The organism is Geodermatophilus aquaeductus (genome assembly GCF_900182545.1).
Classification (GTDB): domain Bacteria; phylum Actinomycetota; class Actinomycetes; order Mycobacteriales; family Geodermatophilaceae; genus Geodermatophilus; species Geodermatophilus aquaeductus.
Map to the genome: position 1 here is coordinate 798,995 of NZ_FXTJ01000001.1, position 15,126 is coordinate 814,120.

12 protein-coding genes are annotated in these 15,126 nt (G+C 75.9%); 8 read left to right on the forward strand and 4 right to left on the reverse strand.

Annotation, left to right across the window (positions count from 1 at the left end; translation table 11 throughout):
• Nucleotides 1-27 precede the first annotated feature (27 nt).
• The 8 genes from FN207_RS03935 (at nucleotide 28) to FN207_RS03970 (ending at nucleotide 11,366) form a co-directional block, all read left to right on the forward strand.
• Nucleotides 28-2,325, forward strand: coding sequence for a DUF6049 family protein (locus FN207_RS03935; RefSeq protein WP_142456990.1), 2,298 nt, complete (start codon nucleotides 28-30; stop codon nucleotides 2,323-2,325).
• Nucleotides 2,322-4,403 (forward strand): murein biosynthesis integral membrane protein MurJ, encoded by a 2,082-nt coding sequence (gene murJ, locus FN207_RS03940; protein WP_246065738.1) that lies wholly within the window; start codon nucleotides 2,322-2,324, stop codon nucleotides 4,401-4,403. The genes FN207_RS03935 and murJ overlap by 4 nt, the downstream gene beginning before the upstream one ends.
• Before the next feature lie 79 nt (nucleotides 4,404-4,482).
• Nucleotides 4,483-6,111 carry a protein kinase family protein gene (locus FN207_RS03945; protein ID WP_142456991.1) on the forward strand — a complete coding sequence of 543 codons (1,629 nt, stop codon included), beginning with the start codon at nucleotides 4,483-4,485 and terminating at the stop codon, nucleotides 6,109-6,111.
• A 66-nt stretch (nucleotides 6,112-6,177) separates the two neighbouring features.
• Entirely contained in the window at nucleotides 6,178-7,188 is a 1,011-nt protein-coding gene (gene trxB / locus FN207_RS03950) for a thioredoxin-disulfide reductase (protein WP_142456992.1), read from the forward strand.
• A gap of 109 nt (nucleotides 7,189-7,297) precedes the next feature.
• Entirely contained in the window at nucleotides 7,298-7,624 is a 327-nt protein-coding gene (trxA, locus tag FN207_RS03955; RefSeq protein ID WP_110004868.1) for a thioredoxin, read from the forward strand.
• Nucleotides 7,625-7,741: 117 nt separating this feature from the next.
• A complete protein-coding gene (locus tag FN207_RS03960; protein ID WP_246065739.1) occupies nucleotides 7,742-8,869 on the forward strand; it encodes an N-acetylmuramoyl-L-alanine amidase in 1,128 nt (375 codons plus the stop codon).
• A 92-nt stretch (nucleotides 8,870-8,961) separates the two neighbouring features.
• A complete protein-coding gene (locus FN207_RS03965; RefSeq protein ID WP_246065740.1) occupies nucleotides 8,962-10,362 on the forward strand; it encodes an aminotransferase-like domain-containing protein in 1,401 nt (466 codons plus the stop codon).
• Between the two features lie 5 nt (nucleotides 10,363-10,367).
• Nucleotides 10,368-11,366 (forward strand): D-alanine--D-alanine ligase family protein, encoded by a 999-nt coding sequence (locus FN207_RS03970; protein ID WP_142456993.1) that lies wholly within the window; start codon nucleotides 10,368-10,370, stop codon nucleotides 11,364-11,366.
• Nucleotides 11,367-11,474: 108 nt separating this feature from the next.
• On the opposite strand, the gene FN207_RS03975 is transcribed toward FN207_RS03970, so the two are convergent.
• From FN207_RS03975 to FN207_RS03990, 4 genes are all read right to left on the reverse strand, one after another.
• Nucleotides 11,475-12,521: a ParB/RepB/Spo0J family partition protein gene (locus tag FN207_RS03975; RefSeq protein ID WP_142456994.1), complete on the reverse strand. Its 1,047-nt coding sequence runs from the start codon at nucleotides 12,519-12,521 to the stop codon at nucleotides 11,475-11,477.
• Nucleotides 12,518-13,648, reverse strand: coding sequence for a ParA family protein (locus FN207_RS03980; protein WP_142456995.1), 1,131 nt, complete (start codon nucleotides 13,646-13,648; stop codon nucleotides 12,518-12,520). Before FN207_RS03980 ends, FN207_RS03975 begins: the two co-directional genes overlap by 4 nt.
• Before the next feature lie 94 nt (nucleotides 13,649-13,742).
• Entirely contained in the window at nucleotides 13,743-14,399 is a 657-nt protein-coding gene (rsmG, locus tag FN207_RS03985) for a 16S rRNA (guanine(527)-N(7))-methyltransferase RsmG (protein WP_142456996.1), read from the reverse strand.
• Nucleotides 14,396-15,049 carry a Jag family protein gene (locus FN207_RS03990; protein ID WP_246065741.1) on the reverse strand — a complete coding sequence of 218 codons (654 nt, stop codon included), beginning with the start codon at nucleotides 15,047-15,049 and terminating at the stop codon, nucleotides 14,396-14,398. Before FN207_RS03990 ends, rsmG begins: the two co-directional genes overlap by 4 nt.
• Between the last annotated feature and the right edge of the window lie 77 nt (nucleotides 15,050-15,126).

The window sequence follows — 15,126 nt, forward strand, 5'->3', positions numbered from 1 at the left end:
CCCGGGGCCGGCCGGCGCGGGAGGACGGTGACCCGCGTCCTGACGGGGGCACTGCTGGCCCTCCCGCTGGCTGCCGCACCCGTCCTCGCCCCGGCCGTCGTCCCGGCCCTGGGCCCGGTGCTGGGCCCCGCCCTGGCGGCGCCCGCCGCACCCGCGCCGGAGGCCGAGCGCCCGGTCACCGTCGACCTCACCCGCCTCGACCCGCGCACCGTCGCGCCCGGCGGCACCGTGACCCTGGGCGGCACCCTCACCAACACCGGCAGCGAGACGCTGACCGACCTCGGCGTCCGGCTGCAGCGCGGCGCGGTGGTCACCACCCGCGCGGACCTGCTCGCCGCCGACGCCGACGCCGACCCGGCCACCGCCTCCAGCACGCCGTTCGCCCCGCTGCCCGGCGCGCTCGCGCCCGGCGACAGCCTCCCGTTCACCCTCACCGCGACCACCGCCGACCTCGGCCTGGGCGGCGACGGCGTCTACCCGCTGCTGCTCAACCTCAACGGCACGGGGGCGGACGGCGAGCCGCGCCGGGTGGGCGAGGTCCGCACGCACCTGGTGCAGCAGACCGCGCCGCCGGCCACGGCCACCGCCGTCGCGTGGCTGTGGCCGCTGACCGAGCGCAGCCACCGCGACGCCGCCGGTGACTTCACCGACGACGGGCTGGCCACCGCGGTGTCCGACGGCGGCCGCCTCGACCGCGCGCTGTCCGTCGTCGAGCGGCTGCCGGCGGTGCTCGCCCCCGGCGCCCCGGCCCCGACGCCGGTGGCCCCGGTGACGCTCGCCGTCGACCCGGCGCTGGTCGAGGAGCTCTCGGTCATGGCCGAGGGCCCCTACGACGTCGCGGGTGAGGACGACGCCGGCACCGGGACCGAGAGCGCCGCCGCGTGGCTGGAGCGGCTGCGCGCCGTGGCCGCCGAGCACCCTGTGGTCGCGCTGCCGTACGGCGACGTCGACGCCGACGCGCTGCAGGCCACCGGTCTGGGCGCCGCGCTCACCCGCACGCTGCCCGGCGCCCCGACCGGCAAGGACGAGGACACCGCGGACGGCACCGACGGGGACACCGACGGCTCCCCGGACGCGCGGCCGGTCGCCTCCGAGGCCTCCCCGGGACCGGCCGGCGCCGCGCTGCTCGCCGACGCCCTCGGGGTCGCGCCGCGGACCGACCTCGCCTGGGCGCCCGGCGGGGCGCTGCGGCCGGACACGCTGGGCACGCTGCGCGCCGGCGGCGTCGAACAGGTCGTCGTCGCCTCCAGCGCCCTCTCCGGTGAGGACGCCGTGCTCGGCGTTCCCGACGGCGGCGCCGCGGCGCGGGCCACGGTGCCCGCCGCCGACGGCCCGGTGGAGGCGCTGGTGGCCGACGCCGGGCTGTCCTCCGTCGTCGGCGCGGCCGGTCCCGCCGGCGGGGCGCGGATCGCCGAGCAGCGCTACGTCGCCGAGCTCGTGCTCGTCTCGCAGCAGGCGGCGACCGATCCCGCGGGCCAGAGCGTGCTCGTCGCTCCCGCGCGCGACGTCGACCCCGACCCGGAGGCGGTCGCGGCGATGATCGCCGACACCGCCCTGCCCGGCCTGCGCCCGGTCGCGCTGACCGACCTCGCCGCGGGCCCGGTCGCCGACGCCGGCACGCCGCTGGACCAGGCCGGCGCCCCCCTGCTCGACCCGGCCGGCCTCGCCGAGCTCGCCGCCGCCGCGCAGTCGCGCGACGACCTGGCCGGCGCCGTCGTCGGCGACGCGGCGAGCGCCCTCGCCGCCCCCGACGCCGCGTTCGCCCGGGCGGCCTCGGCGTCCTGGCGGGACGACCCGGTCGGCTTCCTCGCCGCCGCGCAGGACGTGCGCGACACCGTGGGCGGGCTGCGCGAGCGGGTGACCCTGGTGGCCCCGGCCGACGGCACCTACAGCCTCGCCTCCAGCGACGCGCCGCTGGTGCTCACCGTGCAGAACGACCTGCCCTTCGCCGTCCGGGTGCTGCCGCAGGTGCGCACCCGCGACAACGTCGGCCTGACCATCGGCGAGCTCGCGGCGCAGGAGCTGGAGCCCGAGCAGCGCACCACGCTGGAGATCCCCACCCAGGTCACCCAGTCGGGGCGCTTCGCCGTCACCGCGAGTCTGACCACCCCCGGCGGCGGGGCCCTCGGCGACGACGTCGCCATCCAGGTCCGCAGCACCGCCTACGGGACGATCTCGCTGTCGATCACCATCGGCGCCGCCGTCCTGCTCGGGCTGCTCTTCCTCCGCCGCGGGATCCTGTTCCTGCGCCGCCGCGGGCGGGCCGAGGAGGAGCTCCCCGACGGCGCCGGCGCCGCGTGGCCGCCCAGCCGGAGCCCGGTGTGACCGGCCACCCCCGCAGTGACGAGGACGCGCCCGCCCGCGAGCCGGTGCAGCGCCCGCTGCCGCCGGTGCCCCCGGCCGTCTCCTCGGGCGACGCCCCGCCCCGCCCGGCCCGCGAGCGCTCCCGGCCGCTGCCCCCGCCGCCGTACCCGGTGGCCCCGCCGCCGGGCTCGGACCTCGCGGGTGCCGCACCCCGCCGTCCCATGCCGCCGGTGCCGCCGGCGCGGCCACGGCCGCCCGCCGCCCGCACCGAGCAGTCCTCGACGACCCCGCCGGCATCCCCGGGCGAGGCCCCGGCGGCGGCCGCCCGGCCGGCGCCGCGGCCGCTGCCGCCGGTGCCCCCGCCCGTCCGGCGCCGCTTCATCCCCGCCGACGAGACGCAGGTCATCCCGATCCTGCAGCTCCCGCCGGTCCCCCAGGCGCCCGAGGGGGAGACCGAGGAGGAGGCCCGCGAGCGCGAGGGCGCCCCCGGCGGCAGCCGCGGCATCCTCCGCGCCGCCGGGACCATGGCCGTGGCCACGCTGGTGTCCCGCGTGACCGGGCTCCTGCGCACGGTCGTGCTGGCCGCGGCGCTGGGCGTCGGGCTGGTCAACGACGCGTACAACACCGCCAACACGCTGCCCAACATCGTCTACGAGCTGCTGCTCGGCGGGGTCCTGACCTCCGTCATCGTGCCGCTGCTCGTGCACGCCCAGGAGCGCGACCGCGACGGCGGCGTCGGCTACGCGCAGCGGCTGTCCACGGTGGCGATCGCCGGGCTCGTGGTGGTCACCGCGGTCGCCATCGCCATCGCGCCGCTGCTCACCGCGCTCTACGGCATCCAGGGCGACCCCGAGCAGGTGCGGCTGGCCAACTGGCTGGCCCGGATCCTGCTGGTGGAGATCGTCTTCTACGGGATCGGCGCGCTGGCGCAGGCGATCCTCAACAGCCGCGGCGTCTTCGGCCCGCCGGCGTGGGCGCCGGTGCTCAACAACGTCGTCGTCATCGCCACCGGCGTGCTGTTCCTGATGGCCAGCGGGCCCGGCGAGCTCGAGCCGGCCACGATCACGCCCGGCCAGGTGTGGCTCCTCGGCGGCGGCACGCTGCTCGGCATCGCCGTCCAGGCGCTCGTGCTCGTGCCGTCCCTGTACCGGGCCGGCGTGCCGCTGCGGCCCCGCTGGAACCTGCGCCAGACCGGCCTGCGCGAGGCCGGCGGGCTCGGCCTGTGGGTCGTCCTCTACGTGGCGGTCAGCCAGATCGGCGTCATCGTGGCCACCCGCGTGGCCAACGCCGCCACCCGCGAGGGCGGCCTGGGCTCGAGCGCCTTCGCCTACGCCAGCCTGCTGTTCCAGATGCCCTACGGGATCATCGGCGTCGCGCTGCTCACCGCCCTGGTGCCGCGGATGAGCCGGGCGGCCGCCCGCCACGACGTCCCCGGCGTCGTCCAGGACCTCGCGCTCGGCACCCGGCTGTCCGCGCTCGGGCTGCTGCCGGTGTCCGCCGCGCTGACCGTCGTCGGCCCGGCGCTGGGCGTCGTGGCCTTCGCCCGCGGCAACACCTCGGTCGAGGACGCCCGCGGGATCGGCGTGGCCCTGGCCGTCGGCGCCTTCGGCCTGCTGCCCATGGCGGTCACCCTCCTGCAGCTGCGCGTCTTCTACGCCATGAAGGACGCCCGGACGCCGACGCTCATCCAGGTCGGCATGGTCGTCGTCCGGGTGCCGCTGCTGCTGCTCGTCCCGGTGCTGGTGGAGCCCCGGCACGTCGTCGCCGGCCTGATGCTCGCCACGAGCGTCACCTACCTGGCCGGCTGGGCCCTCGGGCACCTGGCGCTCCGGCGGCACCTCGCCGGTGCGGAGGGCGGCGGGGCGCTCGGCCCGGTGCTGCGGATGGCGCTGGTGGCGCTCGTCGCCGCCGGCCTGGGCTGGCTCGCCGTCCGGGTGACCGACGACGCCCTGGGATCGTCCGTGGCGGGCTCGCTCGGGACCGTGTTGGTCGGTACCGTGGTCGTCGGCGTCACGGCTCTCGCCGGGTTCGTGCTCGTCCGCATCCCGGAGCTCCGGGCACCCCTCGCCGCGGTCCGCGCGCGGCTGGGCCGCGGGTGAGCGACGGGCTCGCGGGCACGGGCACCGGCCTCGGGGCAGCGCGCCTCCGGGGGACGAGGACAGGGGGTCGGACGCGTCCATGACGGCCACGATCACCGGCCTCCCCGACCGGTACCGCCCGCTGGACGAGGTCGGCCCCGAGGAACGCACCGACACCGGCGCCATCCACTGCTGGCGCGCCAAGGACCGGATCCTCAACCGCGACGTCGCCATCCGCGTGCACGTCCCCGGCGGCCCCGCGGCGCGCGGCTGGATCGCCCGGGCGCTGACCGCCGGTGGCCTGGCCACCCCCGCGCTGGCGATGGTCTACGACGCCTCGGAGGGCAGCGGCGGCCAGAGCGGCGTCGCCTACGTCGTCAACGAGTGGATCGAGGGGCAGACCCTCGCCGAGCGGCTGCAGTCGGGGCCGATGGGCGAGCGGGAGGCCCGCACGGTGCTGCGCCGGCTGGCCGAGGGCGTCGCCGAGGCGCACCGGGTCGGCCTCGCCGTCGGCGGCCTGAGCCCCGAGACCGTCGTCCTGCGGCCCAACGGCCTGGTCGGCCTGCGCGCCGTCCCCGCCGCCACCGGCACCGTCCAGGAGGACATCGCCGCGCTGGGCGCGCTGCTGGAGTACTGCCTCACCGGCCGGCAGGCCGGCGTCCCCGGTCCCGACGGCGTCCCCGCCCGGGAGCCGGTCATCGGCGCGCCCGACCTGGCCGCCCTCGTGCGCCGGACCCGCTCCACCGGGCCCGGCGCCGGCCTGGCCAGCGCCGCCGCGATGGCCGCCCTGCTCGCCGAGCGCCCGCGCTCGCACGCCTCCGTCCCGGTCCGCGGCCGCGACGAGAGCGACAGCGGCTGGCTGCGCCGGCTGCGCGACCACCGCGACGCCGACGCCGCTGCCGAGCCGGCCCCCGTCGTCCACGAGGTCCCCGACGACGACCCGCAGCGGCTCGACCGGCACACGCTGCCGCCGGTGCCCCCGGGTCGCGCGCGCGTGCTCCCGCCCGTCTCGGCCGCCCCCGCGGACGCCGACGACCACGACGTCTTCGGCGGGGCCGACGACTACGACGAGGACGATGACGACCGCCCCGGCCGGCGCCGCCTGATGGTGGGTGCCCTGCTGCTGGCCGCGGTCGCCCTCGTCGTGCTGCTGGCCTGGTGGGTGGGCACCAACCTGCTCTCCGTCGCCGGCGACGTCGACGAGCGCCCCGGCTCGGCGCCCACCGGGTCGAGCAGCGCGCCGCCCGCCGAGGAGAGCGCCGACCCGTCCTCCGCCGCCGGCCCGCTGGTGGCCGTCACCGGCGCCACGGTGTTCGACCCGTTCGGCGACGGCGAGCCGGAGAACGACGACGAGGTCCCGGCCACCATCGACGGCGACCCGGCCACCACCTGGTCGACGCTCAGCTACCGGGGCTCGGCCGACTTCGGCAACCTCAAGCCCGGCGTCGGGATCGTCTACGACCTCGGCTCGGACCAGGCGGTCGGCGGCGTCACCCTGACGACCACCACGCCCGGCATCGCCGTCGAGGTCCGCACCGGCGGCGCCCCCGACGGCGACCTCGACTCCTTCGCCGTCGCGGCCGCCGGCAGCGTCGACGGGACCACCGACCTCGCCTTCGAGGAGCCGGTCACCGCGCGCTACGTGCTGGTGTGGGTGACCGGTCTGGTGCCCGCCGAGGACGGCTTCTCCGCCGACCTCGCCGAGGTCGGGATCACGACCGCCTCCTGAGGGTGAGCTGCACGTCAGCGGGCTCCCGGCGGGAATCTGGCCCTACGATCCGTCGTTGTGCCGCGCGTGACCGATCCCCAGCCCACCCCCGGCCCCGCGACGACCACGGAGGTCGAGTCGCCCGTGATCCCGCCCGCGGAGCACGACGGCGTCCGTGACCTGGTCATCATCGGATCGGGTCCCGCCGGGTACACCGCGGCCGTCTACGCCGCCCGCGCCAACCTGCACCCGCTGGTCTTCGAGGGCTCCCAGTTCGGCGGCGCCCTGATGACCACCACCGAGGTGGAGAACTTCCCCGGCTTCGCCGAGGGCATCCAGGGCCCCCAGCTGATGCTGGACATGCGCCAGCAGGCCGAGCGCTTCGGCGCCGAGCTCGTCGCCCGCGACGTCACCGAGGTCGACCTCACGGCCACGCCCAAGGTGGTCAAGGTCGGCGACGAGGTGACCCTCGCGCACGCGGTCATCGTCGCGACGGGCTCGAAGTACCGCTACCTCGGCCTGGACAACGAGCAGCGCCTGCTCGGCCACGGCGTCTCCGCCTGCGCCACCTGCGACGGCTTCTTCTTCCGCGACCAGGACATCGTCGTGGTCGGCGGCGGCGACTCCGCGATGGAGGAGGCCACCTTCCTCACCCGCTTCGCGAAGTCGGTGACCGTGGTGCACCGCCGCGAGGAGCTGCGCGCCTCGAAGATCATGCAGAAGCGCGCGCAGGACAACGAGAAGATCCGCTGGGCGCTCGGCAAGCAGGTGACCGACGTGCTCGGTGAGCAGACCGTCTCCGCCGTCCAGCTGACCGACGTCGCCACCGGCAGCACCGAGGAGCTCCCCGTCGCCGGCCTGTTCGTCGCCATCGGGCACGACCCGCGCAGCGAGATGTTCGCCGGGCAGCTCAAGCTCGACGACGAGGGCTACGTGCAGGTGGAGCACCCGACCACCCGCACCAACATCGACGGCGTCTTCGCCTGCGGCGACGTCGTGGACCACATCTACCGCCAGGCGATCACCTCGGCCGGCACCGGCGCGGCCGCCGCGATCGACGCGGAGCGCTGGCTGGCCGAGACCTTCGACGAGCGCTGAGTCGACCGCCCGGGCCGGGGTACCGGCCCGGGCATAGCGCGCCCCCTCCGGCGGTTGTCCACCCCGGAGGCCCAACACAGACCTCGAACGCGACACAGGGAGAACGACCATGGCAGGCAACACCGTGACGGTGACCGACGCGACCTTCGCCGACCAGGTGCTGGGCAGTGACAAGCCCGTCCTCGTCGACTTCTGGGCCGAGTGGTGCGGGCCGTGCAAGATGGTCGCCCCGGTGCTCGAGGAGATCGCCAAGGAGCACGGCGAGAAGCTGACCATCGCCAAGCTCAACATCGACGAGAACCCGCAGATCGCCCGTGACTACCAGGTCATGTCGATCCCGACGATGACCGTCTTCCAGGGCGGCAAGCCGGTGAAGAGCATCATCGGCGCCAAGCCGAAGGGCGCCATCCTCTCCGACCTCTCCGACTACATCTGAGCGGTCGCACAGACGAGCCGAGGGCCCGCCAGTCCACCCGGACCGGCGGGCCCTCGCCGTTGCCGGACACCCCCGACTGGGCCGCGAGCGGTCGCAGAGGCGACAATCGGGAGCACGATGGGTAGCGAGAGCGACATGCAGCCGCTGGGTCCGGGCAGCCACGGTGCCGCCGTCGCCGACGTCCAGGCGGCCCTGCGCAGCCTGGGCCTGCTCGAACCCAGCAGCGACGGCGTCTACGACCAGGCCACCGAGCTCGCCGTCCGCCACTTCCAGCAGGTCCGCGGGCTGTCGGTGGACGGCCGGGTCGGCGAGGAGACCTACCGGGCGCTGTCGGAGGCCCGCTGGTCACTGGGTGACCGGCTGCTGCACCACGACCCGGTGCGGCCCATGCGCGGCGACGACGTCACCAACCTGCAGGAGCGGCTGCTCGAGCTCGGCTACGACGCCGGCCGCGCCGACGGCATCTTCGGGCGGGAGACCGAGACCGGGCTGCAGGCCTTCCAGCGCGACTACGGCCTGACCGCCGACGGCACCTGCGGCCCGGCGACGCTGCGCGCGCTGCGCCAGCTCGGCCGCAAGGTCACCGGCGGCCGCCCCCAGCTGCTGCGGCAGAGCGCCTCGTTCGTCGACAGCGGCCCGCACCTCATCGGCCGGCGCATCGTCGTCGACCCCGGGCACGGCGGCGCCGACACCGGCGTCACCGCCGGGGAGACCACCGAGTCCGACCTCGTGCTCGACCTCGCCAGCCGCATCGAGGGCCGGCTGGCCGCCGCCGGCGCCACGGTGTACCTCACCCGCGGCCGCCACCAGGACCCGACGCCGGCCGAGCGCACCGCGTTCGCCAACGACGCCCGCGCCGACCTGTTCATCTCGCTGCACGTCGACGCGCACGACTCCCCGCACGCCCGCGGCGTCGCCAGCTACTACTACGGCACCGGCTCCGGGACGTCGTCGACGGTGGGGGAGCGCTTCGCCGACCTGGCCCGCCGCGAGGTCGTCGCCCGCACCGGCATGCTCGACCTGGGCGGGCACCCCAAGACCTGGGACCTGCTGCGGATGACCCGGATGCCCGCGGTCCGGCTCGACGTCGGCTACCTGTCCCACCCGGTCGACCGGCTGCTGCTGCTCGACGCCCGGCTGCGCGGCACGGTGGCCTCGGCGGTCCTGGCCGCCGTCCAGCGGCTGTTCCTCCCCGCCGACGCCGACCCGCCCACCGGCACTTTCGTGTTGCCCCAGAAGGTGTGACGCCTGGGACGCGTGACGCCTCAGGCGGGACGGGTCCGTCTCATCCCGCCGTGTCGGGAAACCGGGTGCACCCGCCTCCCTACACTCGATCCGTGGCCTCTCTCCCGCCGTCGCACGGCCAGCCGCACCGCACGCCGCCGCAGCAGCACGGGCACGTGGTGCCCCGCCATCCGCGGCTGGACCCGCTGGCCGACCGGTACGCAGCCCGCACGCACGGCATGAAGACCTCGGAGATCCGCGCACTGTTCTCCGTCGTCAGCCGGCCCGAGGTCGTCTCGCTGGCCGGGGGCATGCCCGCCGTCACCGCGCTCCCGCTCGACGCCGTCGGCTCGATGATCGGGGAGCTGGTCAGCGGGATGGGCGCGCAGACGCTGCAGTACGGCTCCGGCCAGGGCGACCCCCGGCTGCGCGAGCGGATCTGCGACGTCATGGCGCTCGAGGGCATCACCGACGCCTCGCCCAGCGAGGTGGTGGTGACCGTCGGCTCCCAGCAGGGCCTGGACCTCGTCACCCGCGTCTTCTGCGACCCGGGCGACGTCATCCTCGCCGAGGGCCCCTCCTACGTCGGCGCGCTCGGCGTCTTCCAGGCCGCCGAGGCCCGCGTGCGGCACGTGCCCATGGACGACGACGGCCTGATCCCCGAGGCGCTGGAGCAGGCGCTCCTGGAGTGCCGGGCCAACGGCGACCGCGTGAAGTTCCTCTACACGGTGCCCAACTTCCACAACCCGGCCGGCGTGACGCTGTCCGAGCCGCGCCGCCAGGCGATCGTCGACATCGCCGACCGGTACGACCTGCTGGTCATCGAGGACAACCCCTACGGCCTGCTCGGTTTCGACCACGAGCCGATGCGCGCGCTGCGTGCCCGCGACAACCAGCGGGTGATCTACCTGGGCTCGTTCTCCAAGACCTTCTCGCCGGGCCTGCGCGTGGGCTGGGTGCTCGCGCCGCTGGCCGTCCGCGAGAAGCTCGTCCTGGCCACCGAGGCGCAGGTGCTCTGCCCGCCCTCGCTCACCCAGTACGCCGTCGCCCGGTACCTGGACACCCAGCCGTGGCGCGAGCAGATCAAGCTGTTCACCGAGCTCTACCGCGAGCGGCGCGACGCGACGCTGGAGTCCCTCGACGCGCTCATGCCCCCGGGCACCACCTGGACCCGCCCCGACGGCGGCTTCTACGTGTGGCTCAAGCTCCCGAACGGCCTGGACAGCAAGCTCATGCAGCCCCGCGCGGTGGGCGCGCACGTCGCCTACGTGCCCGGCATCGGCTTCTACGCCGACGGGTCGGGCCGCGAGTACATGCGGCTGTCCTACTGCTACCCCGAGCCCGACCAGATCCGCGAAGGCGTGCGCCGCCTCGCCCGGGTCATCGAGGCCGAGCTGGACCTGCACTCCACCTTCGACGCGGTCGACACCGGCACCTTCCGCGCGGTCGGCCGCCCCGGCGCCACCGCCGAGCCGATCGTCGGCCCCGCCACCAGCGACCGGATCGAGGACTGACGCCCGTGACCGAGCCTGCCGCACCCCCGGTCGCCGACCGGCCCACCGAGGAGACCCCCCTGCGCGCCGTCGTCCTGGCCGGTGGCCTGACCTTCGAGCGCGAGGTCAGTCTGTCCTCGGGCACCCAGGTGGTCGAGGAGCTCGCCCGCGTCGGGATCGACGCCGAGCTGCGCGACGCCGACGCCGAGCTGCTGCCCGGGCTGGCCGCCGCGCCGGCCGACGCGGTCTTCGTCGCCCTGCACGGCGCCACCGGTGAGGACGGCGCCCTGCGCGCGGTCCTGGACCTCGCCGGCGTCCCCTACGTCGGTTCTCCGGCCGCCGCCTGCCGGCTGGCCTGGGACAAACCGGCCGCCAAGTCGGTCGTGCGCACCGCCGGGGTGACGACGCCGGACTGGGTGGCGCTGCCGCACAGCACCTTCCGCGAGCTCGGCGCCGGCGCGGTGCTCGACCTCATCGTCGCCCGGCTCGGTCTGCCGCTCATGGTCAAGCCGGCCTCGGGCGGCTCCGCGCTCGGCGCGCAGAAGGTCACCCGGGTCGAGGACCTGCCGGCCGCGATGGTCAGCTGCTTCGCCTACGGCGACACGGTGCTCGTGGAGCGCTTCGTCGACGGCGTGGAGCTCGCGCTGTCGGTGGTCGACCTGGGGGAGGGGCCCGTGGCGCTGCCGGCCGTGGAGATCGAGCCGGAGTCCGGGGTCTTCGACTACACCGCCCGCTACACGCCCGGCCTCACCGAGTACCACGCCCCGGCCCGGGTGACCGACGACGTCGCCGCCCGCGCCGCCGAGGTGGCGGTGACGGTGCACGAGGCGCTGGGCCTGGCCGACCTCTCGCGCACCGACGCGATCGTCTCGCCCGACGGCGAGGTGCACTTCCTCGAGGTGAACGTCTCCCCGGGGTTGACCGAGACCTCGATGTTCCCCATGGCGGTCGAGGCCGCCGGCCACGACCTGGGCGAGGTCCTCTCCACGCTCCTCACCCGCCGGGCGCGCAGCGCCGAGGCATAGGAAGCGGTACGCACGTCCCCGGCCCCGGGACGTGCGTATTGCCTCCTATGCCCCAGATGACAGAGCCCGGGTTCCGTCTGTGACGGAACCCGGGCTCTCTGCGTGGAGTCAGGCCTCCGGCCCGTCCCGGCGGCCGGTGACGTCCGGCGCCATCTGGCCGATGATGCGCTGCAGGTCGTCCACCGAGCCGAACTCGACGACGATGCGCCCCTTCGCCCGACCGATCTGGATCTTGACCTTGGTCTCGAAGACGTCGGACAGCCGGCCGGCGAGGTCCTCGACCCCCGGCGCGTTGATCCGGCGGCTGCGGCGGCGCGAGGCCGGCTGCTCGGCCGCCGCCAGCGCCACGGCCTCCTCGGTGGCCCGCACCGACAGGCCCTCGGCGACGATGCGCGCGGCCAGGGCCTCCTGCGCCTCGGTGTCGTCGAGGCCCAGCAGCGCCCGCGCGTGCCCGGCGGAGATGACCCCGGCGGCGACCCGCGTCTGCACCTTCACCGGCAGCTTGAGCAGCCGGATGGTGTTGGTGACCTGAGAGCGGCTGCGCCCGATCCGCTGGGCGAGCTCCTCGTGGGTGGCACCGAACTCCTCCAGTAGCTGCTGGTAGGCCGCCGCCTCCTCCAGCGGGTTGAGCTGGACACGGTGGATGTTCTCCAGGAGGGCGTCGCGCAGGAGAGCGTCGTCCTCGGTGTCGCGGACGATGGCCGGCACGGTCTCGAGCTCCGCCGCCCGGGCGGCGCGCAGCCGGCGCTCGCCCATGATGAGCTCGTAGCCGCCTTCGGCGCGCTCGCGGACGACGATCGGCTGCAGCAGGCCGAACTCGCGCACCGAGTGGGTGAGCTCCTCGAGCGCCTCGTCGTCGAACACCTGCCGCGGCTGGCGGGGGTTGGGGACGACGTCGGTGACGTCGACCTCCCGCAGCTGCGCGCCGGGCACGCCGACGGCCGCTTCCGCCTGCGCGGCGACGGTCGCGGCGGCCTGCGCGGCCGGCGGGAGCAGCGTCACCGACGCCGACGGCGCCCCAGGAGTCCCAGCGGTCACAGGGGCCTCGGGGGTGGGGGCCGTGCCGTCGGTCTCGGGCAGCGTCGGCTGCTCGACCGGCGGGGCGGTGGGGATCAGCGCCGCCAGCCCCCGGCCGAGGCCGCCACGCTTGCTCATCGGTTCTCCTCGTCGACGGAGCTGGGAACGGGCAGGACGGCGGCGTCGGTGCCGGCGAAGGCCCGGTCCGGAGCCGCAGGGTCGGTCGCGCGGTGGGCGCCGGGGCGGACCGCCGGCATCGGCGCGGTCGCCGGCGCGGGAGGCGGCGGCGGGGCACCCATCGGCCGGACGTCGGTCAGCGGCGCCAGGTCCACGCCCCGCTCGGCGAGCTCTCGGGCGGCCTCGACGTAGCTGGTCGACCCGCGCGACCCGGGGTCGTAGGTGAGCACCGACTGGCCGTACCCCGGCGCCTCCGACACCCGGACGTTGCGCGGGATGACCGTCTGCAGCACCAGGTCACCGAAGTGGCTGCGGACCTCCTCGGCGACCTGGTCGGCGAGCTTGGTCCGGCCGTCGTACATCGTCAGGAGGATGGTGCGGACGGCGATCCCCGGGTTGAGGTGCGCGCGCACGAGCTCGATGTTGTTGAGCAGCTGCCCCAGGCCCTCCAGCGCGTAGTACTCGCACTGGATGGGGATGAGCACCTCGTCGCCGGCCACGAGCGCGTTGAGCGTGAGCAACCCCAGCGACGGTGGGCAGTCGATGAGCACGTAGTGCGGGCGCTGGTCCTCGGGGAGGGCGTGGATGTGCCCCTCGATCGCGCGGCGCAGCCGGTACTCGCGGGCGACGACGGAGACGAGCTCGATCTCGGCGCCGGCCAGGTCGATGGTCGCCGGCACGCAGCGCAGGTTCGGGCTCGCCGTCGTCGGGTGGACGACGTCGGCCAGCGAGCTGTCCCCGACGAGGGCGTCGTAGATCGACGGCGTCCCGACTGTGTGCTCGACGCCGAGGGCGGTGCTCGTGTTGCCCTGCGGATCGAGGTCGATGACCAGCGCCCGCAGGCCGTAGAGCGCCAGCGCGACGCCCAGGTTGACCGTCGAGGTGGTCTTCCCGACGCCGCCCTTCTGGTTGGCGACGGTGATGACCCGGATGCGGCCGGGCGCGGGGAACGGCTCCTGGTCGGCGGCGTGCAGCACCCGGGTGGCCCGCAGCGCCTCCATGGCGATGGGGCTGTCGAACTCCGCGCCGGAGCTGGCCGCCGAGTCGGCCGCGAGACTGCTGCGCAGCCGCTGGCCCGGGTCGGTCATCGCGGGTCCTCCCTGCCGTCCCGTTTCACGTGGAACGGGACGGGAACCTGTGCGCGTTCCACGTGGAACGCCGTCGTCGCTGTGCAACGGGGGCTCATCCTCGGCCCCGCGTCATCACCACCACGGTAGTGGCAGCCTCCCCGAGCCCGGCGCCGACAGCCCGAGGGTGGACGTTCCGCATCCCGGCGGCCTCGAGTTCCGGCAGCAGCGCGGGCAGTTCCTCCAGCGCGCGGGCACCGACGAGGGCCACCAGCTGGGCGCCGGGGCGCAGCAGCCCGCGACACCAGCCCACCAGCCGGGGGAGGGCGGCGACCGCGCGGGCGGTGACGACGTCGACCGGCCCCACCGCGGTGACGACCGATCGCTCCTCGGCGCGGCCGCGGACGACCCGCCAGTCGGCGCCGAGCTCGCCGGCGACCTCCTCGAGGAACTCGACCCGCCGGGCCATGGGCTCGACCAGCGTCATCCGCAGGTCGGGACGGGCCAGCGCCAGCGGGATCCCGGGCAGGCCGGCCCCGCTGCCGACGTCGACCACCCGGGCACCCTCGGGCACCGCCTCGGCGACGGCGGCGCTGTTGAGCACGTGCCGCTCCCACAGCCGCGGGACCTCCCGCGGGCCGATGAGCCCGCGGGTGACGCCGTCGGAGGCGAGCCGGGCGACGTAGCGCTCGGCGCCGGGCAGCCCCGCCCCGAAGACGGAGGCCGCGACCTCCGGGGCGGGTGGGGCGGACGGGACGGGAGTGTCGCTCACCGCTCCGGCAGGACCACGACGCGGCGATTGGGCTCCTCGCCCTCCGACTCGCTGCGGACCCCGGTGACCCCGGCGATGACGTCGTGGACGACCTTGCGCTCGAAGGGGTTCATCGGCGCCAGCCGCTCGGCCTGCCCACCGGAGGCCACGCGGCGCGCGGCCTCGCCGGCCATCGAGGTCAGGTCCGCCCGGCGCCGGGCGCGGTAGCCGCCGATGTCGAGCATCAGCCGGCTGCGCACGCCCGTGGCCTGGGCGACGGCGAGGCGGGTGAGCTCCTGCAGCGCCTCGAGCACCGAGCCGTCGGAGCCGACGAGGTCGTCGAGGTCGCCGCCGACGATGGCCACGGAGGCACGGTCGCCCTCGACGTCGAGGTCGATGTCGCCGTCCACGTCGAGGATGTCGAGCAGGCGCTCGAGGTAGTCACCGGCCACGTCGCCCTCGCGGACGAGCAGGTCGGTGCCGCCGGCCGCGGCGCGGCCGGCGGCGGGGGCGGAGCCGTTCGCCGCGCCGTCGGGGGCCTCGTCGGGGGCCTCGTCGTAGGTCTCGTCGGCGGGCTCGAGCACGGCGTCGGCGCTGGTGTCGTCGGCGTCGGGCAGGTCGGGGCTCTCGGCCGGTGCGGGGGCGGCCGGGCTCTGGTTCGGAACGCTCACGGAGGTACCTCCAGTCGGTGCGGGCAGCCGGGGCTGGGCCCGGTGGTCGGGGGCCGGGGGTGCCGGAGCGCGGCGTC

Excerpts from the sequence above, each read along its gene's own strand:
- FN207_RS03945 (WP_142456991.1), top strand. The coding sequence starts at position 4,483 with ATGACGGCCACGATCACCGGCCTCCCCGACCGGTACCGCCCGCTGGAC.
- trxA (WP_110004868.1), top strand. The coding sequence starts at position 7,298 with ATGGCAGGCAACACCGTGACGGTGACCGACGCGACCTTCGCCGACCAG.
- FN207_RS03960 (WP_246065739.1), top strand. The coding sequence starts at position 7,742 with ATGGGTAGCGAGAGCGACATGCAGCCGCTGGGTCCGGGCAGCCACGGT.
- FN207_RS03975 (WP_142456994.1), bottom strand. The coding sequence starts at position 12,521 with ATGAGCAAGCGTGGCGGCCTCGGCCGGGGGCTGGCGGCGCTGATCCCC.
- FN207_RS03980 (WP_142456995.1), bottom strand. The coding sequence starts at position 13,648 with ATGACCGACCCGGGCCAGCGGCTGCGCAGCAGTCTCGCGGCCGACTCG.